Origin of the sequence: Pseudomonas furukawaii (assembly GCF_002355475.1) — a bacterium.
GTDB lineage: Bacteria > Pseudomonadota > Gammaproteobacteria > Pseudomonadales > Pseudomonadaceae > Metapseudomonas > Metapseudomonas furukawaii.
In genome coordinates this window covers 3,943,758-3,961,367 of record NZ_AP014862.1, presented here as the reverse complement: position 1 = coordinate 3,961,367, position 17,610 = coordinate 3,943,758, and the positions used below count along the sequence as shown (strand labels likewise).

Below are 17,610 nucleotides of genomic sequence, written 5' to 3'. Positions count from 1 at the left end.
AAATCCTGTTCGATCGGTCAGGAACAGGAGGCGACCTGCAGCGAAACTGTTCAAGCCTGAGTGATTGTGTACAATATCTAACGCTTTTTCCCTGTTTTCCCTGCCTGAACCTACCTGCTCAGTGCCGTGGAAACGGCAAAAAGGGCCCTGGACGACCTCCGAACCCTCTAGACGCGAGCCCCCATGAACGAACAGTTGCAGCCACTCAAGAAGCAGCCGCGCGCCGCCAAAAGCAGTCGCAGCGGCACGCAGGACGACGTCGTCTACGCGCACATCTTCGATGCCATCCTCGAACAGCGCCTGGCTCCGGGTACCAAGCTGAGCGAGGAGGCCCTTGGCGAGATCTTCGGTGTCAGCCGCACCATCATCCGTCGCGCGCTGTCTCGCCTGGCCCATGAAGGTGTGGTGCTGCTGCGTCCGAATCGTGGCGCGGTGGTTGCCAGCCCCAGTGTCGAGGAGGCCCGACAGATCTTCTACGCGCGTCGCCTGGTGGAGCGCGCCATCACCGAACTGGCTGTCGAGCATGCCACCGCCGAGCAGTTGCAGGAGTTGCGTCAGATGGTCAACGAGGAGCAGGCCTGCTTCTCTCGCGGCGATCGCGGCGCAGGCATTCGCCTGTCCGGCGAATTCCACCTCAAGCTGGCCGAGGCGGCGAAGAACGCGCCGCTGGTGAGCTTCCAGCGCAGCCTGGTGTCGCAGACCTCGCTGATCATCGCCCAGTACGAGAGCGGCAGCCGCTCCCACTGTTCCTTCGACGAGCACAATCGCCTGATCGACGCCATCGAGTCCCGTGATGTGGAGCGAGCGGTGCATCTGATGATGCATCACATGGACCATATCGACGACAAGCTCAACCTGGATGAGGGCGGCGCCTCCGATGACCTGCATGCGGTGTTCTCGCACCTGCTGCAAACCAAGAAGAAGCCGGGCCGCGCCACGCCCCGCAGCGCCTGAAACCGTAGGAGCCAGCTTGCTGACGAAGGTGTGCCATTCGCGGGCGAGCCCGCTCCTACGGCCATCCAGGCGGTAGGAGCCAGCTTGCTGGCGAAGGGGGCCTTTCGCGGGCCAAGCCCGCCCCTACGGACCATCCACGTTGTAGGAGCCAGCTTGCTGGCGAAGGTGAGCCATTCGCGGGCAAGCCCGCTCCTACGGGCCATCCACGTAGAAAGCCCCGCGATGCGGGGCTTTCTTGTCTTGCTATCCCTCAGTCGCGCTGGTGCACGCTGCGGCCGGCGGCGAAGGTCTCCTTCACCGTGCGGTCGTCGCCGAGGATGGTCAGGGCGAACAGTTTCTCCGGCAGGGATCTGGCCTGCTGCATGCGATAGTCCAGCAGCGGTGTGGCCTTGTAATCGAGGACCACGAAGTCCGCGTCCTTGCCGGTCTGGAAGTTGCCGATGCGGTCATCCAGGTAGAGCGCCCGGGCGCCGCCGAGGGTGGCGAGGTAAAGGGACTTGAAGGGGTCGAGCTTCTTGCCCTGCAACTGCATGACCTTGTAGGCCTCGTTGAGCGATTGCAGCTGGGAGAAGCTGGTGCCGGCGCCGACATCGGTGCCCAGGCCCACGCGCACGCCGTGCGCTTCGAGCTTCTCCAGGTCGAACAGGCCGCTGCCGAGGAACAGGTTGGAGGTGGGGCAGAAGGCCACCGCCGAACCGGTCTCCGCCAGTCGCTTGCATTCGTCGTCGCAGAGGTGGACGCCGTGGGCGAAGACCGAGCGTTCGCCGATCAGCTTGTAGTGGTCGTAGACGTCGAGGTAGCCCTTGCGTGCCGGGAACAGCTCTTTCACCCATTCGATCTCCTTGCGGTTCTCGGACAGGTGGGTGTGCATGTAGAGGCCCGGGTACTCGCCGTACAGCTTGCCGGCCAGCTCCAGCTGTTCCGGAGTGCTGGTGGGGGCGAAGCGGGGGGTCACGGCGTAGTGCAGACGACCCTTGCCGTGCCAGCGCTCGATCAGCTCCTTGCTGTCGGCGTAGCCGGACTCGGCGGTATCGGTGAGGTAGTCCGGGGCGTTGCGGTCCATCAGCACCTTGCCGGCGATCATCCGCAGGTCCAGGGCGTGGGCGGCTTCGAAGAAGGCGTCCACCGACTCCTTGTGCACGGTACCGAACACCAGCGCGGTGGTGGTGCCGTTGCGCAGCAGCTCCTTGATGAAGATGCCGGCGACGTCGGCGGCGTGGGCCTTGTCGGCGAACTGCTTCTCGGTGGGGAAGGTGTAGGTGTTCAGCCAGTCCAGCAACTGCTCGCCGTAGGAAGCGATCATACCGGTCTGGGGGAAGTGGATATGGGTGTCGATGAAGCCGGGGGTGATCAGGGCGTCGCGGTACTCGAGGACCTCGACGTCGGCGGCCAGGCTGGGCAGCAGCGCATTGGCGTCGCCCAGGGCCTTGACCCGGCCATCCTCCACCACCAGCAGGCCATCTTCGAGGTACTGGTAGGACTGTTCGATGCCCACTTCGGCGGGGTCGGCGATGCTGTGCAGGATGGCGGAGCGGTAGGCGGTTACGTGGCGGGTCATGTCAGTCTCGTTGAAAATTGTTGCGATTGTCGCGTCGTTCCGCAGGGGTGAGGCCGGAGTGGGGAGCTCCCTGTCACGCGGCGCTCCCCACCCGGCACAACGCGTCGCCTTCTCTCCGTACGGGAGAAGGCTGGAACTCAGGCCTGTTCGCGGCGGGAGGAGGGGGTCAGGCGCGCGACCGTGTCCCCTTTCTTCACTTCCTGCCCGAAGTTGGCGTTATAGGTGGCCACCACCTCCCCGGCGATGGAGATGGCGATCTCGGCCGGCAGCTTGCCCTTGACCTCGCCGATGCCCATGGGGCAGCGCATGCGCTGCACCGTCTCGGCGGCGAAGCCTCGGGTGCGCAGGCGGTGCTCGAACTTGACGCGCTTGGTCTTCGAGCCGATCAGGCCGAAGTAGGCGAAGTCGTTGCGCTTGAGGATCTCGGCGGTGAGCTCGAGATCCAACTGGTGATCGTGGGTCATGACGATGAAATAGCTGCCCTTGGGCATGGCGGCGATCTCGTCGATCACGTCCTCGTTGACCACCTTGTCCACGCCGGCCGGGACAGTCGCCGGGAACTCGCTTTCGCGGGAGTCGATCCAGCGCACCTTGCACGGCAGGCTCGCCAGCAGGGGCACAAGGGCGCGCCCGACGTGGCCGGCACCGAACACGGCGATATGCGCCTGGGGCTGGCCCATGGGCTCGAACAAGAGCACGGTGGCCCCGCCGCAGCACTGGCCCAGGCTGGCGCCCAGGCTGAAACGCTCAAGGCGGGTTTCCAGGGTGCGTTCCACGAGCATCTGGCGGGCGATCTCCATCGCCTTGAACTCGAGGTGGCCCCCACCGATGGTCTCGAAGAGGCGCTCGGCGGTCACCACCATCTTGGAACCGGCATTGCGCGGCGTGGAGCCGCGCTCCTCGATGATGGTCACCAGCACGCAGGGTTCTCCGCGTTGCTGCAGGTCGGCAAGGGCACTGATCCAACTCATTTGCTCAATCTCCAGCTACGCAGTGGCCGCGTCGTGCGTGACAGGCGCCAGTCGTCCCTGGGACGAACCGGTGCCGGCAGCGTTTCCAGCAACACGGGTTCGCTCCCCGGCTGCATCGTCTTCGTTCGTTCGGTGGATGTTGTCATTGTTCTGCACCGTTGGGGTGGTTCAGGGGCCGGTGCGGCCGGCCCCCGTGGTCATGCCGGTTCGACCTCCGCCTGGGCGGAGGAACGGGCCGGCCGTTGCAGCTTGCGCATCTGCTCCACGCCCCAGAGCACGCGCTCGGGGGTAGCCGGTGCGTCGATCTGCGGGTGGGCCTTGTAGTCGGCGAGGCTGGCCACGGCGTCCTTGATGGCGCACCAGGCGGCGATGCCGAGCATGAAGGGCGGCTCGCCCACGGCCTTGGAGTGGAACACCGTCTGCTCGGGGTTCTTGCGGTTCTCCACCAGCTTCACCCGCAGGTCGATGGGCATGTCGGCGATGGCCGGGATCTTGTAGCTCGCCGGGCCGTTGGTCATCAGCTTGCCCTTGGCGTTCCACACCAGTTCCTCGGTGGTCAGCCAGCCCATGCCCTGGACGAAGGCACCCTCGACCTGGCCGATGTCGATAGCCGGGTTCAGCGAGGCGCCGACGTCGTGGAGGATATCGGTGCGCAGCATCCTGTACTCACCGGTGAGGGTGTCCACCAGCACTTCGCAGCAGGCCATGCCGTAGGCGAAGTAGTAGAAGGGGCGACCCGCCGCCTTGTCGCGGTCGTAGAAAATCTTCGGCGTGCGGTAGAAGCCGGTGCTGGAGAGCGAGATCTGGTTGAAGTAGGCCAGCTGGATCACTTCCTCGAAGGACAGGAAGCGATCACGCACGCGTACCTGGTCGTTCTTGAACTGCACGTCCTCGGGGGTGACCTTGAAGTGGCTGACGAGGAAGTCCACCAGGCGGCCCTTGATGGTCTCGGCGGCGTTCTGCGCGGCCTTGCCGTTCAGGTCGGTGCCGCTGGAGGCGGCGGTCGGCGAGGTGTTGGGCACCTTGTCGGTGTTGGTGGCGGTGATCTGGATGCGCGAGATGTCCACCTGGAACACTTCGGCCACGACCTGGGCGACCTTGGTGTTGAGGCCCTGGCCCATCTCGGTGCCGCCGTGGTTCAGGTGGATGCTGCCGTCGGTGTAGACGTGGATCAGCGCGCCGGCCTGGTTGAGGAAGGTGGCGGTGAAGCTGATGCCGAACTTCACCGGCGTCATCGCCAGGCCTTTCTTCAGTACCGGGCTCTGGGCGTTGAAGGCGCGGATGGCCTCGCGGCGCTGGGCATACTCGGCGCTGGCTTCCAGCTCGGCGGTCATCTCCTCGAGCATGTTGTGCTCGACGGTCTGGTAGTAGTGGGTGACGTTGCGCTCGTCCTTGCCGTAGTAGTTGAGCTTGCGCACCGCCAGCGGGTCCTTGCCCAGGTGGTGGGCGATGACGTCCATGATCTCCTCGATGGCGACCATGCCCTGCGGGCCGCCGAATCCGCGGTAGGCGGTGTTCGACGCGGTGTTGGTCTTGCAGCGCAGGCCATTGATGGTGGCGTGTTCGAGGAAGTAGGCGTTGTCCGAGTGGAACATGGCGCGGTCGACGATGGAGCCGGACAGGTCCGGCGAGTAACCGCAGTTGCCCGCCAGTTGCAGTTCGATGCCGGTGAGCAGGCCGTCGTCGTCGAAGCCGATGTCGTACTCGACGTAGAAGGGGTGGCGCTTGCCGGTGATGCTCATGTCTTCCATGCGCGGCAGGCGCATCTTGGTCGGCCGCCCGGTGAGGTGGGCGATCACGGCGCAGAGGCACGCCGGTCCGGCGGCCTGGGTTTCCTTGCCACCGAAGCCACCGCCCATGCGGCGCATGTCGATGACGATCTTGTTCATCGGCACGCCCAGCACTTCGGCCACCAGCTTCTGCACTTCGGTGGGGTTCTGGCTGGAGGTGTAGACGATCATGCCGCCATCCTCGGTAGGCATCACCGAGGAAATCTGGGTCTCCAGGTAGAAGTGCTCCTGACCGCCGATATGCAGGTTGCCCTGCAGGCGGTGCTTCGAGGCGGCCAGCGCGGTGGCGGAGTCGCCTCGCTTGTGCTGGTGCGGATCGAGCACGTAGTGCTTCTTCTTGTAGGCCTCGACCACGTCGAGCACGGGTTCCAGGTCCTCGTACTCGACGATGGCCGCCATGGCCGCCTTGCGCGCGGTTTCCAGGCTGTCGGCGCCGACCGCCAGGACCACCTGGCCGACATACTCCACCTTGCCGTCCGCCAGCAGCGGGTCACCGGCCACTACCGGGCCGATGTCCAGCTGACCCGGCACGTCCTCGGCGGTGATGGCGATGGCCACCCCGGGGATCTCGTAGCAGGGACGGGTGTCGATGCGGGTGATGCGCGCATGGGCGCGGTCGCTCATGCGGGCATAGACATGGAGCTGGTTGGGAAACTCCAGGCGGTCGTCCACGTACACCGCTTCGCCGGTCACGTGCTTGGGCGCGCTCTCGTGCTTGACGTTCTTGCCGACGCCGGTGGTGATGTCGGCGCGGAACAGCTCCGCCAGCTCTTCCTGGGTCTTGATGTGGTGCTTGTTAGACATAAGCGGTCACCCGGGTTTCGACTTCAGGGGATTGCAGTTCGAGGAAGAACTTGCGCAGCAGGTTCTGTGCGGTCAGCAGGCGATATTCCTTGCTGGCACGGAAGTCCGTGAGCGGGGTGAAGTCCTTGGCGAGCGCCTCGCAGGCGCGCTCCACGGTGCCCGGGTACCAGGCCGAGCCGACCAGGGCTTCCTCGCAGGCGCTGGCGCGCTTGGGAATGCCGGCCATGCCGCCGAAGGCGACACGGGCGCGGCGTACCACGCCATCCTCGATCACCAGGTTGAAGGCGGCGCAGACGGCGGAGATGTCGTCGTCCAGGCGCTTGGACACCTTGTAGGCGCGGAAGGTCTGGTTCTTGCGGGCGCGGGGGACGCGCACCTTTTCGATGAACTCGGACTCCTGGCGGGCGGTGACCTTGTAGTCGAGGAAGTATTCATCCAGCGGCAGGATGCGGGTCTGGTTGCCCTTGCGCAGGACGATCTCGGCGCCGAGGGCGATCAGCAGCGGCGGGGCGTCGCCGATGGGGGAGGCGTTGCCGATGTTGCCGCCCAGGGTGCCCTGGTTGCGGATCTGCAGGGACGCGAAGCGGTGCAGCAGTTCGCCGAAGTCCGGGTACTCGCGGGACAGGGTCTCGTAGCAGTCGGACAGCGGGGTGGCGGCGCCGATCTCGATGAAGTCGCCATTCTCCTCGATGCGCTTCATCGATTCGATGTGACCGACGTAGATCATCACCGGCAGCTCGCGGTGGAACTGGGTGACTTCCAGGGCCAGGTCGGTGCCGCCGGCCAGCAGGCGGGCCTGCGGGTTGGAGACATAGAAGTCGGCCAGGTCGGCGATGGTCGTCGGCACCAGGCAGCGCTTGTCGCCGCTGTTGAGCTCGGCGGTGTCACGGGGAGCGATGGCTTTCAGCCTGGCGACCGTCTCGGCTTCGGCGGCGTCGAACTGGTCGGGCTGCTTCTGGCAGCAGGCCTGCTCGGCGGCATCGATGATCGGGCGGTAGCCGGTGCAGCGGCACAGGTTGCCGGCCAGGGCTTCCAGGGTCTGGCCCTTGTCGTAGCCGTTGCTGTTCTTCTGCAGGGCGAACAGCGACATGACGAAGCCGGGGGTGCAGAAGCCGCACTGGGAACCGTGGCAGTCCACCATGGCCTGTTGCACGCTGTGCAACTGGCCCTTGTGCTTGAGGTCTTCGACGGTGATGAGTTGCTTGCCGTGCAGCGAGGACACGAAGGTCAGGCAGGAGTTGAGGGTGCGGTAGCGGACGCGATCACCCTCCAGCTCGCCGACCACCACGGTGCAGGCACCACAGTCGCCAGAGGCGCAGCCTTCTTTGGTACCGGTCTTGCCGACATGCTCACGCAAGTAGTTGAGCACCGTGACATTGGGATCGAGGGCTTGCTCGGTGCGCAGCTCACGATTGAGTAAAAACTGGATCAAGGACGACCTCCAGGCACTTTATTGTTTTTACGAGGGCTCGTATGGGCGCAAATTTAGAAGGCTCTGACTTGTGGGTCAATAAATTTTTGACTCTAAAGTCAGGAAAACATCCTTCCATTCGGTTATTGGCCCGCCGTACCCGCTCTGTCTCGCGGATCTGGCGCAATTCGTGGCTCCTGCATCCAGTGTAGGAAAGACGGACGCGTCCGGCTTTACGCCCTGAAGGGCCCCGGTGGGCATCCGGGACCTTGTGGTAGACTGCGGCGCCTGCCCTATCCTGCGGCAGAGTCGGAAATTTCCCTTGCCGTGCTTGCACCCCCTGCCCGTACCCGTAGTACTGTCAGCGCCGGCGCTTTTCCCGGGGAAACGGTCCGGCAAGGCGTCCCAACATCCCCAGTTCAAAGGACAACCATGACGTTCAAGGCACCGGACAGCCTGTCCGAGCAGATCGCCCAGCACCTGGCCGAGCGCATCATCCGCGGCGAGCTGAAAGAGCGTGAGCGCATCCAGGAACAGAAAGTCACCCAGGCCATGAATGTCAGCCGGGGGTCGGTGCGCGAGGCGCTGCTGATCCTCGAACGTCGCCACCTCATCACCATCCTGCCCCGCCGTGGTGCCCAGGTCTCGGAGCTGACCCAGCAGCACGTGCGCAGCCTCTATACGCTGGTGATGGAGCTCTACATCCTGCTGGGCTACGCGGTGGCCGAACACTGGCGCACCGAGGAGGACCTCGCGCCGTTCCGCGTCATCCAGCAGCGGCTGGCGGAGGCCCGCGAGAAGGAGGACATCCTCGCCTTCGTCGACTCCAGCTTCGCCATCATGCAGGCGGCCTATCCCTTCGCCGACAACCCCTACCTGCAGCAGACGCTGGACAACCTGCAGCCGGCCATCGCCCGTACCTACTACATCGCCCTGGAGCGCCGTCGTGGCCAGATGGGCACCTTCGGCGCCGTGTTCGACGGACTGCTGCTGGCGGTGATCGATCGGGACCCGGTGCGCATCCGCGAGGTGCTGCTGGACTACGGCAAGCAGAACTGCGAGCTCGTGCTCGCGGCCCTGGCCGAGCGATGAACGGAGCCCGACGATGCGGCTGAAGTGCATCAAGCTGGCCGGATTCAAGTCCTTCGTGGACCCGACCACGGTCAGCTTCCCCAGCAACATGGCAGCGGTGGTCGGCCCCAACGGTTGCGGCAAGTCCAATATCATCGACGCCGTTCGCTGGGTGATGGGCGAGAGTTCGGCGAAGAACCTCCGTGGCGAGTCGATGACCGACGTCATCTTCAACGGCTCCAACACCCGCAAGCCGGTGGCCCAGGCCAGCATCGAGCTGATCTTCGACAACTCCGACAACACGCTGGTGGGCGAGTACGCCGCCTTCGCCGAGATTTCCATCCGCCGCCGCGTGACCCGCGACGGCCAGAACACCTACTTCCTCAACGGCACCAAGTGCCGGCGCCGCGATATCACCGACATCTTCCTCGGCACCGGCCTGGGGCCGCGCAGCTACTCCATCATCGAGCAGGGGATGATCTCCAAGCTCATCGAGGCCAAGCCCGAGGACCTGCGCAACTTCATCGAGGAAGCCGCCGGCATCTCCAAGTACAAGGAGCGCCGTCGCGAGACCGAGAGCCGTATCCGTCGCACCCAGGAGAACCTGGCGCGCCTCACCGACCTGCGCGACGAGCTGGAGCGCCAGCTGGAGCGCCTGCATCGCCAGGCACAGTCCGCCGAGAAGTACCAGGAGTACAAGGCCGAGGAGCGCCAGCTGAAGGCGCAGCTCGCCGCCCTGAAGTGGCAGGCGCTGAACGAGCAGGTGGGGCAGCGCGAGTCGGTGATCGGCAACCAGGAAGTGAGCTTCGAGGCCCTGGTGGCGGAGCAGCGCAGCGCCGACGCCAGCATCGAGCGGCTGCGCGACGGTCACCACGAGCTGTCCGAGCGCTTCAACCAGGTGCAGGGACGTTTCTATTCCGTGGGCGGCGATATCGCCCGGGTGGAACAGAGCATCCAGCATGGCCAGCAACGCCTGCGCCAGTTGCAGGACGACCTGCGGGATGCCGAACGGGCCCGTCAGGAAACCGAATCCCACCTGGGCCATGACCGCCAGCTGCTCGCCACCCTGGGCGAGGAGCTGGACATGCTCATCCCGGAGCAGGAGATGAGTGCCGCCGCCGCCGAGGAGGCCGCCGCCCAACTGGAAGAATCGGAATCCGGCATGCAGGCCTGGCAGGAGCGCTGGGACGGCTTCAACCAGAGCAGTGCGGAGCCCCGCCGGCAGGCCGAGGTGCAGCAGGCGCGCATCCAGCAGTTGGAGCAGAGCCTGGAGCGACTGCTGGAGCGTGAGCGTCGTCTCAGCGATGAGCGCGCCCAGCTGGCCGCCGACCCCGAGGACGCCGCTATCCAGGACATGCTGGAAGACCTGGCCCTGGGCGATCTGCGCCTGGAGGAGCTCCAGGCCGCCGAGCAGGCCCTGGCGGAACGCCTGGACAGCCTGCGGGACGAGCTGCAGCAGGCCGGCCAGGCCCAGCAGCAGGCCCAGGGCGAACTGCAACGCCTGAATGGGCGCATCGCCTCGCTGGAGGCACTGCAACAGGCCGCGCTGAACCCTGGCAAGGGCGCCGCCGAATGGCTCGGGGAACAGGGGTTGGCCGAGCGCCCGCGCCTGGCCGAGGGCCTGCGGGTCGAGGCGGGTTGGGAGCTGGCGGTGGAAACCGTGCTTGGCGCCGATCTCCAGGCTGTCCTGTTGGACGATTTCGCCGGGCTCGACCTGTCCGGCTTCAGTCAGGGCGAACTGCGCCTGGCCAGTGCGAGTCGTGGTGCGTCCCGCGTACCGGGCAGCCTGCTGGACAAGGTGGAGGCGCCGCTGGACCTCGCGCCCTGGCTGGCGAAGGTGCTGCCCGTGGAGAGCCTCGACCAGGCCCTGGCCCGGCGCGCTGCTCTGGGCGAGGGCGAGAGCCTGATCAGCCGTGACGGTTACTGGATCGGCCGCAACTTCCTGCGGGTACGCCGCGCCAGCGAGGCCGAGAGTGGTCTTCTGGCCCGTGGCCAGGAGCTGGAGCGCCTGAGCGCCGAGCGCGAGGAGCGCGAGGCGGCCCTGGAACAACTGGAAGAGCGCCTGCAGCAGCTGCGCGACAGCCAGCGGCAGCAGGAAGAGGCCCGTGAGCAGCAGCGTCGCCTGCTGCAGGAGGAGTCCCGCACCCTGGGCGAGCTCAAGGCCCGACTCTCCGCCCAGCAGGCCAAGGTGGAGCAGCTGGCCCTGCGCCGCCGTCGCCTGGAGGAAGAGCTGGCGGAACTCGGCGAGCAACGAGCCCTGGAGCATGAACAGCTGGGCGAGGCGCGCCTGACCTTGCAGGACGCGCTGGACGCCATGGCCAACGACACCGAGCAGCGGGAGCGCCTGCTGGCCGAGCGCGATGGCCTGCGGGAGCGCCTTGACCGCATCCGCCAGGACGCCCGGCAGCACAAGGACCATGCTCACCAGTTGGCCGTGCGTCTGGGCTCCCTGCGGGCGCAGCATGATTCCACCCGCCAGGCCCTGGAGCGCCTGACCCTGCAGTTCGAGCGTCTCAATGAGCGCCGTGAGCAGCTCAACCTCAACCTGGAAGAGGGCGCCGCGCCCCTCGAAGAGCTGCGTATCAAGCTCGAGGAGCTGCTGGAGCGGCGCATGGGCGTGGAGGAAGAGCTCAAGCAGGCGCGGCTGGCCCTGGAAGACGCCGACCGCGAGCTGCGCGACGCCGAGAAACGCCGTACCCAGGCCGAGCAGCAGTCGCAACTGCTGCGTGGCCAGCTGGAGCAGCAGCGCCTGGAGTGGCAGGCCCTCACGGTGCGTCGAAAGGCCCTGCAGGAGCAACTTCACGAGGACGGCTACGACCTCCACGGGGTGCTCGCCACGCTTCCGTCGGACGCGACCGAGCCGGCCTGGGAAGAGGAGCTGGAGCGGCTCGCCGGGCGGATCCAGCGCCTGGGTCCGATCAACCTCGCGGCCATCGACGAGTACCAGCAGCAATCGGAGCGCAAGCGTTATCTCGATGCGCAGAACGATGACCTGGTAGAGGCCCTGGAGACGCTGGAAAACGTCATCCGCAAGATCGACCGGGAAACCCGCAACCGCTTCAAGGAAACCTTCGATCAGATCAACGCCGGCCTGCAGGCGCTGTTCCCCAAGGTCTTCGGCGGTGGCCACGCCTACCTGGAGCTCACCGGAGAGGACCTGCTGGACACCGGCGTGGCCATCATGGCGCGGCCGCCGGGGAAGAAGAACAGCACCATCCACCTGCTTTCGGGGGGCGAGAAGGCGCTGACGGCCCTGGCCCTGGTGTTCGCCATCTTCCAGCTCAATCCCGCGCCGTTCTGCATGCTGGACGAGGTGGACGCGCCGCTTGACGACGCCAACGTCGGTCGTTATGCGCGTCTGGTAAAGGAAATGTCCGAGAAGGTGCAATTCATCTATATCACCCACAACAAGATCGCCATGGAAATGGCCGATCAGTTGATGGGCGTGACCATGCATGAACCGGGGTGTTCGCGCCTGGTGGCGGTGGATGTGGAGGAGGCGATGTCGATGGTCGAGGCCTAGTGAACGGGGCCTGGGGCGAACTCCTGCGGGGCGGACGAATCAAATTCGCATTGCCCGTGGCCTAAGCCCCTATCAGAGGTTTCTCTGCTGGTCTGGTCGTGCTAGCTTTATGCCCAATTTTGTCGCACGTGGAAAACGCCTGTCAGAACATGGAGTTGGGCGCCGCGTTTCAGGGGACGGGATGTCCTTTCTTCATCATTTTTTCAGTTTGCATATTCTTCACTAGGGGACACAGGACTACATGGATATCGGTCTGCGCGAGTGGCTGATCGTCATTGGCATCATCGTAATCGCCGGCATTCTGTTCGATGGCTGGCGCCGCATGAGTGGCGGCAAGGGGAAGCTCAAGTTCAAGCTTGACCGAAGCTTCTCCAATGCGACGGACGATGATGAGGACCCCAACCTCCTGGGCCCTGCACGGGTCAAGGATCGCCCGCACCAGGAACCGTCCCTGGACGAGGCCGACCTGCCTTCCCTCAGTGCCCGGGAACCGAACAAGCGCCGTGGCGAGCCCCAGCAGGGCGACCTCAACCTGGACGAGCCGGTGCCGACGCTGCTCAACCCCGTCGACGAGGGTGGCAAGAAGAACGGCAAGGCTCACCCCCAGGCCCAGCCGCAGCCGGAGGTTCCGGTGGAGGAAGTGCTGGTGATCAACGTGGTCGCCCGCGACGAGGGCGGCTTCAAGGGGCCGGCCCTGCTGCAGAACATCCTGGAAAGCGGCCTGCGTTTCGGTTCCATGGACATCTTCCATCGCCACGAGAGCATGGCCGGCAACGGCGAAGTGCTGTTCTCCATGGCCAATGGCGTCAAGCCGGGTACTTTCGACCTGGATGACATCGACCACTTCAGCACCCGCGCCGTGAGCTTCTTCCTCGGCCTGCCGGGCCCGCGCCATCCGAAGCAGGCCTTCGACGTGATGGTGGCCGCCGCCCGCAAGCTGTCCCAGGAACTCAATGGCGAGCTGAAGGACGACCAGCGCAGCGTGATGACCGCTCAGACCATCGAGCATTACCGCCAGCGCATCGTCGAATTCGAACGCAAGCACCTGACCCAGAAGCGCTGATCCAGCGCTTGGTCGACTAAAGAGCAGCCCAGGCTGCTCTTTTTGTTTCACACGATCAGAGCCAGACCATGACCGACGCCCAAACCGCCGCTGAACGCATCAACGCCCTGCGCGCCGAGCTGGATGCACACAACTACCGCTACTACGTGCTGGATCAACCCAGCGTGCCGGATGCCGAGTACGATCGCCTGTTCCGCGAGTTGCAGGCCCTGGAGGCTGAGCACCCGGAGCTGGTGACGCCGGAATCCCCCACCCAGCGGGTCAGCGGCGCGGCCTTGGCGGCGTTCGGCGAGGTTCGCCATGAAGTGCCGATGCTGAGTCTCGGCAACGCCTTCGAGGAGCAGGACCTGCTGGATTTCGACCGTCGGGTCCGCGAGGGACTCGGGGAGCTGCTGCCGGGGGGCGATCTGTTCGGCGATGGTCCCGAGGTGGAGTACACCTGCGAGCCCAAGCTCGATGGCCTGGCAGTCAGCCTGCTATACGAGAACGGCTTGCTGGTGCGCGGCGCCACCCGTGGCGATGGCAGCACCGGCGAGGACATCAGCGGCAACGTCCGCACCATCCGCAATCTGCCCCTGAAGCTTCAGGGCCAGGGCTGGCCCGCCGTGCTGGAGGTGCGTGGCGAGGTGTTCATGTCCAGGGCCGGTTTCGAGGCGTTGAATGCGCGCCAGGCCGAGGCCGGCGGCAAGACCTTCGCCAACCCGCGCAACGCCGCCGCCGGCAGCCTGCGTCAGCTGGATGCGAGGATCACCGCCAGCCGCCCGCTGGAGTTCTGCGCCTACGGTTTCGGCCGGGTGGAGGGCGAGTTGCCGGACAACCAGTTCGACATTCTCCAGGCGCTCAAGGGCTGGGGGCTGCCCATCAGCCGTGAGCTGAAGCGGGTGAAGGGCGCCCAGGGTTGCCTGGCGTACTACCGCGACATCGGCGAGCGCCGGGACAGCCTGGCCTACGAGATCGATGGCGTGGTGTACAAGCTCAACAACCTCGCCTGGCAGCGTGAACTGGGCTTCCGGGCCCGCGAGCCGCGCTGGGCGCTGGCGCACAAGTTCCCGGCCCGGGAGGAACTCACCGAGTTGCTGGACGTGGAGTTCCAGGTGGGACGCACCGGCGCGGTGACGCCGGTGGCGCGGCTCAAGCCGGTGCAGGTGGCGGGTGTCACCGTCTCCAATGCGACGCTGCACAACATGGACGAAGTGGCGCGCCTGGACCTGCGCATCGGCGATACCGTCATCGTCCGCCGCGCCGGCGACGTGATTCCGCAAGTGATGCAGGTGGTGCTCGAACGTCGTCCCGCCGAGGCCCGTCCGGTGCATATTCCCGAGCAGTGCCCGGTCTGCGGTTCGGCGGTGGAGCGTACCCAGCTGGTTAAGCGCGGCAAGGGCAGGGAAACCGTCAGCGAAGGCGCCATCTACCGTTGCGTCGGCCGCCTGGCCTGCGGCGCCCAGCTGAAGCAGGCGATCATTCACTTCGCTTCCCGCCGTGCCCTGGATATCGAGGGGCTGGGGGACAAGATCGTGGAGCAACTGGTGGACACCGGCCTGGTGGCGTCCCCTGCGGACCTCTACACCCTGAAGTACGAGCAGGTGGTGGAGCTGGAGGGTTTCGCCGACCTCTCCACCCGCAACCTGCTGGCGGCCATCGCAGACAGCCGCAAGCCCACCCTGGCGCGTTTCATCTACGCCCTGGGGATTCCCGATGTGGGTGAGGAAACCGCCAAGCTTCTGGCCCGCGCCCTGGGTTCCCTGGAGCGTATCCAGCAGGCCCTGCCGGATGTCCTCACCTACCTGCCGGACGTGGGCCTGGAAGTGGCCCACGAGATCCACGCCTTCTTCTCCGACGAACACAACCAGCGGGTGATTTCCGACCTGCTGGCGCGGGGCGTCGAGTTGCAGGAGGAGGGCGGCCTCAGCCCCGAGTTCGCCGCCTGCGCGACCTTCGCCGGTTTCATCGACAAGCTGAACATCGCCGGTATCGCGGCCACCGGCGCGAAGAACCTGGCGGAGAAGGCCGGCAGCCTGGAAGGCCTGGTGGCCCTCAGTCGCGACTGGCTCGAGCTCAGCGTGATGAAGGGCGTGAACGAGAAGGCCAAGCAGGCACTGCGGGAGTTCTTCGCGCAGCCGGAGCAGGTGCAACGAGCTCAGGCCATCGAGGCCCAGTTGAGGGATTTCGGCATGCACTGGGAGAGCGAGAAGAAGGCCGTGGAGGGCCTGCCACTGGCCGGTCAGACCTGGGTGTTGACCGGCACCCTCGAGGTGATGACCCGCGAGGCCGCCAAGGAGAAGCTGGAGACCCTGGGCGCCAAGGTGGCGGGCTCGGTGTCGGCGCGGACCCACTGCGTGGTGGCCGGGCCGGGGGCGGGCTCGAAGCTGGCCAAGGCCAACGAACTGGGTGTTCGCGTGCTGGATGAGCAGCAGTTCCTGGCGGAACTGGAGACCCTGGGCTGAGCCTCAGGCGCTGGCGTCCAGTACTCCCTGGTCCGCCATCGGCGCCGAGTCGTCCCGGGGAGCGGGCGCCTGCAGGCCCTGGCGGTATTCGCTGGGGCTGCAGCCGGCCAGCTGCTTGAAGGCGCGGGCGAAGTAGGACGGGTCCTTGAAACCCGCCTCGTAACCGATGCTGGTCACCGGCATCTGGCTGTTTTCCAGCAGGTGCTTGGCGTAGTCCATGCGCTTGCCGAGTATGTACTCCATGAAGCCCACACCGTTGACCTCCTTGAACAGCCGGCTGAAACGAAAGGGGGTCATGCCGCATTGCCTGGCCAGTTCCTTCTGGTCCACGCAGTCGCGAAAGTGCTGTTCGATATAGGGCATCACCTTGCTCAGCGCCTTGTGCTTCTGGTGGCCGGTGGTCAGGCGAATGCTGTCGGGCAGCGGCGGGTTGCGCTCCAGCAGCGGCTTGCGGCCCAGGCTGGGAAGGGTGCGCCGCAGCTCGCTGAGTTGCGACAGGCTATCCAGGTAGCGTTGCAGCTCCGCATTCGACATCGGCAAGATCACGAATTCCCAGACCCGCGCGCGCATCGCCCAGATCGCCAGCTCCTCGGAGTGCTGGACGGTGAGCATGGTGATGGGTGTCGATGGGTAACGGCGCTTGATGTCCAGCAGCAGGTTGAGGCCATTGGCATCCGGGCGATCGAAATGGACGCAGATCATATCGGCCTGGCGCACCTCTTCCCTGGTCACGTCCGCCATTCCGCTCGTCAAGCGGCAGGTGCAGTAGCCCGCGAACTGCAGCATGAGTGCGGGCGTCGACCTGTCGCGAGTCAGGTCGAGCCAGAGCAGGACTGGTTCTACGGCGGAGTCTGACTGCATGTTCCAACCCATCGCCCATTTATTGTGGTATCCCGAGCTGCAGTATTGTCACTGTGCCATCAGGCTAAAGAACCAATCCCTATAAGCCTGGCTGAAATCCTTCGAGTCCGTTCTACCCAGTTCTGGGGACCTTGATTTTCGCGGCTTTCCCGTCGCCATCGCCGTTCGTCATCCGACCAGTCACCTTTGTGCAAGCCGCGCACCGCCTGGGCCAGAGCCCGCCTGGCGTTGCGCAGTGGAGGCTTGCATGACAGCTGCAAGAAAGTCCTAGGAATCCGCAAAAAACTCCTAACCCCCAGTGTTGGGGGCTGACTAGTTTCGAGACCAGGCGGATCGCGAAGTGCCGCCGGACACTGCAGACAGAGCGGATACAACTGAGTGAGGTGGGCGAAATGACTTTTGAAGCGATCAAGACTTCGGTGATGAAGTTCGTGAAGGACGAGGATGGGCTGACCATCGTGGAGTACGCGGTGGCGGGTGGGCTGATTACGGCCGCCGTTGCTGCGATGTTCGTCGCCTTGGGTGGGGAAGTGAATACGAAGATCACCACCCTTTGCGAGGCCGTCCAAGGGGCTGCTGGCGGTAACTGCGCCCCCTGAGCGGATTTCAAAATCAGCTCCGGTAGAGGGGTAGGCGATGTCCATAGAGCAATTAGGGGCATTGGGGTCACTACTGGGACTGCTGGCGGTTGCGGTGGCGAGCGATCTGCGTCGCCACCGTATCCCTAACCTCCTGGTGCTGACGGGAATTCTGCTGGGGGTGGGAAGTCAGCTTCTTGCCGCTGGCATCAGCGGAGTCAGCGCCAGTCTTCTGGGCATGCTGACCGGGTTCGCCATCTTCCTTCCCCTTTACATTCTCAAGGGTATGGCTGCGGGTGACGTGAAGCTGATGGCCATGGTCGGCAGTTTCTTCATGTACCAGGACGCCCTGTGGATTGCGTTCTACAGCCTGATGGCGGGTGCCGCCTGTGGGGCGTTGATTGTCCTGGTGCGTGGACAGGCGACTCAGACCCTGGCGCGCTACGGAATGATGCTGAGGACCCGTATCTATCTGGCGCCAGCATCGGACGAAGTCGCCGGAAAGCCGTTTCCCTACTCGATCGCCATAGCGATCGGAACCTTGGTCGGTATGTTCTGGCAGCCCTTCGGGTCCTAGGTCAG

At 65.2% G+C, this 17,610-nt stretch carries 12 protein-coding genes; 7 read left to right on the top strand and 5 right to left on the bottom strand.

The annotated features are described in order from the left end of the window. Window positions 1-183 precede the first annotated feature (183 nt). Window positions 184-954: a GntR family transcriptional regulator gene (locus tag KF707C_RS18400; protein WP_003447874.1), complete on the top strand. Its 771-nt coding sequence runs from the start codon at window positions 184-186 to the stop codon at window positions 952-954. Between the two features lie 250 nt (window positions 955-1,204). On the opposite strand, the gene guaD is transcribed toward KF707C_RS18400, so the two are convergent. From guaD to xdhA, 4 genes are all read right to left on the bottom strand, one after another. Beyond that, on the bottom strand, window positions 1,205-2,512 hold the full coding sequence (guaD, locus tag KF707C_RS18395; RefSeq protein WP_003447873.1) for a guanine deaminase: 1,308 nt from the start codon (window positions 2,510-2,512) through the stop codon (window positions 1,205-1,207). Window positions 2,513-2,649: 137 nt separating this feature from the next. Continuing rightward, a complete protein-coding gene (xdhC, locus tag KF707C_RS18390) occupies window positions 2,650-3,483 on the bottom strand; it encodes a xanthine dehydrogenase accessory protein XdhC (RefSeq protein WP_003447872.1) in 834 nt (277 codons plus the stop codon). 197 nt (window positions 3,484-3,680) lie between these two features. Continuing rightward, window positions 3,681-6,077 carry a xanthine dehydrogenase molybdopterin binding subunit gene (gene xdhB, locus KF707C_RS18385; protein WP_003447871.1) on the bottom strand — a complete coding sequence of 799 codons (2,397 nt, stop codon included), beginning with the start codon at window positions 6,075-6,077 and terminating at the stop codon, window positions 3,681-3,683. Then, window positions 6,070-7,509 carry a xanthine dehydrogenase small subunit gene (gene xdhA / locus KF707C_RS18380; RefSeq protein WP_003447870.1) on the bottom strand — a complete coding sequence of 480 codons (1,440 nt, stop codon included), beginning with the start codon at window positions 7,507-7,509 and terminating at the stop codon, window positions 6,070-6,072. The genes xdhB and xdhA overlap by 8 nt, the downstream gene beginning before the upstream one ends. A gap of 411 nt (window positions 7,510-7,920) precedes the next feature. Between xdhA and KF707C_RS18375 the strand changes: the two genes are divergently transcribed. The 4 genes from KF707C_RS18375 to ligA all read left to right on the top strand — a co-directional run bounded on the left by KF707C_RS18375 (window position 7,921) and on the right by ligA (window position 15,589). Further along, the gene (locus KF707C_RS18375) at window positions 7,921-8,580 is read left to right on the top strand and encodes a GntR family transcriptional regulator (protein ID WP_003447868.1); all 660 of its coding nucleotides are present in this window, start codon (window positions 7,921-7,923) and stop codon (window positions 8,578-8,580) included. Window positions 8,581-8,593: 13 nt separating this feature from the next. Next, window positions 8,594-12,082, top strand: coding sequence for a chromosome segregation protein SMC (gene smc / locus KF707C_RS18370; protein WP_003447867.1), 3,489 nt, complete (start codon window positions 8,594-8,596; stop codon window positions 12,080-12,082). 241 nt (window positions 12,083-12,323) lie between these two features. Beyond that, window positions 12,324-13,145 carry a cell division protein ZipA gene (zipA, locus tag KF707C_RS18365; RefSeq protein ID WP_003447865.1) on the top strand — a complete coding sequence of 274 codons (822 nt, stop codon included), beginning with the start codon at window positions 12,324-12,326 and terminating at the stop codon, window positions 13,143-13,145. A gap of 68 nt (window positions 13,146-13,213) precedes the next feature. Next, window positions 13,214-15,589 (top strand): NAD-dependent DNA ligase LigA, encoded by a 2,376-nt coding sequence (ligA, locus tag KF707C_RS18360; protein ID WP_003447863.1) that lies wholly within the window; start codon window positions 13,214-13,216, stop codon window positions 15,587-15,589. Window positions 15,590-15,592: 3 nt separating this feature from the next. Here the strand turns inward: ligA and KF707C_RS18355 are convergent, their stop codons facing one another. After that, the gene (locus tag KF707C_RS18355; RefSeq protein ID WP_036990694.1) at window positions 15,593-16,450 is read right to left on the bottom strand and encodes a helix-turn-helix transcriptional regulator; all 858 of its coding nucleotides are present in this window, start codon (window positions 16,448-16,450) and stop codon (window positions 15,593-15,595) included. A 392-nt stretch (window positions 16,451-16,842) separates the two neighbouring features. Between KF707C_RS18355 and KF707C_RS18350 the strand changes: the two genes are divergently transcribed. Together KF707C_RS18350 and KF707C_RS18345 are read left to right on the top strand one after the other, a co-directional pair. After that, on the top strand, window positions 16,843-17,049 hold the full coding sequence (locus tag KF707C_RS18350; protein ID WP_036990672.1) for a Flp family type IVb pilin: 207 nt from the start codon (window positions 16,843-16,845) through the stop codon (window positions 17,047-17,049). Window positions 17,050-17,086: 37 nt separating this feature from the next. Next, window positions 17,087-17,605 carry an A24 family peptidase gene (locus KF707C_RS18345; RefSeq protein ID WP_036990667.1) on the top strand — a complete coding sequence of 173 codons (519 nt, stop codon included), beginning with the start codon at window positions 17,087-17,089 and terminating at the stop codon, window positions 17,603-17,605. Window positions 17,606-17,610 lie beyond the last annotated feature (5 nt).

Excerpts from the sequence above, each read along its gene's own strand:
- KF707C_RS18400 (WP_003447874.1), top strand. The coding sequence starts at position 184 with ATGAACGAACAGTTGCAGCCACTCAAGAAGCAGCCGCGCGCCGCCAAA.
- guaD (WP_003447873.1), bottom strand. The coding sequence starts at position 2,512 with ATGACCCGCCACGTAACCGCCTACCGCTCCGCCATCCTGCACAGCATC.
- xdhC (WP_003447872.1), bottom strand. The coding sequence starts at position 3,483 with ATGAGTTGGATCAGTGCCCTTGCCGACCTGCAGCAACGCGGAGAACCC.
- xdhB (WP_003447871.1), bottom strand. The coding sequence starts at position 6,077 with ATGTCTAACAAGCACCACATCAAGACCCAGGAAGAGCTGGCGGAGCTG.
- KF707C_RS18375 (WP_003447868.1), top strand. The coding sequence starts at position 7,921 with ATGACGTTCAAGGCACCGGACAGCCTGTCCGAGCAGATCGCCCAGCAC.
- smc (WP_003447867.1), top strand. The coding sequence starts at position 8,594 with ATGCGGCTGAAGTGCATCAAGCTGGCCGGATTCAAGTCCTTCGTGGAC.
- zipA (WP_003447865.1), top strand. The coding sequence starts at position 12,324 with ATGGATATCGGTCTGCGCGAGTGGCTGATCGTCATTGGCATCATCGTA.
- ligA (WP_003447863.1), top strand. The coding sequence starts at position 13,214 with ATGACCGACGCCCAAACCGCCGCTGAACGCATCAACGCCCTGCGCGCC.
- KF707C_RS18355 (WP_036990694.1), bottom strand. The coding sequence starts at position 16,450 with ATGCAGTCAGACTCCGCCGTAGAACCAGTCCTGCTCTGGCTCGACCTG.
- KF707C_RS18350 (WP_036990672.1), top strand. The coding sequence starts at position 16,843 with ATGACTTTTGAAGCGATCAAGACTTCGGTGATGAAGTTCGTGAAGGAC.
- KF707C_RS18345 (WP_036990667.1), top strand. The coding sequence starts at position 17,087 with ATGTCCATAGAGCAATTAGGGGCATTGGGGTCACTACTGGGACTGCTG.